Source organism: Mesorhizobium sp. M00.F.Ca.ET.216.01.1.1 (genome assembly GCF_004010325.2).
Lineage (GTDB): Bacteria > Pseudomonadota > Alphaproteobacteria > Rhizobiales > Rhizobiaceae > Mesorhizobium.
In genome coordinates this window covers 1-283 of the sequence record NZ_SADR02000580.1, presented here as the reverse complement: position 1 = coordinate 283, position 283 = coordinate 1, and the positions used below count along the sequence as shown (strand labels likewise).

Here is a 283-nt window from a genome sequence, read left to right as displayed (position 1 = left end):
GGGAGAAGGAGAGCCGCTAACTCTTGCCGCCCAAGGCTCTATCGTCTAGGACAGCCCGCTCGAAATAAGTCAGCGTTTACTTAGCGAAAAAGACCCATCCCATGGCCGACAAATCGGAAAAGACGAAAGCGCGGCTGCCGCGCGGTTTTGCCGACCGCAGTGCCGAAGACATCCGCGCCGTCGAGAAGATGATGGCGACCATCCGGTCCGTCTATGAGCTTTACGGTTTCGAGCCGGTCGACCAGCCGATGATCGAATACACCGATGCGCTGGGCAAATTCCT

The 283-nt window shown here is 57.6% G+C and carries 1 protein-coding gene; it reads left to right on the top strand.

Annotation, left to right across the window (positions count from 1 at the left end):
* Window positions 1-101: 101 nt before the first annotated feature.
* On the top strand, window positions 102-283 hold a 182-nt coding region (locus tag EN859_RS37525), incomplete at its 3' end, for an ATP phosphoribosyltransferase regulatory subunit (RefSeq protein WP_189502608.1).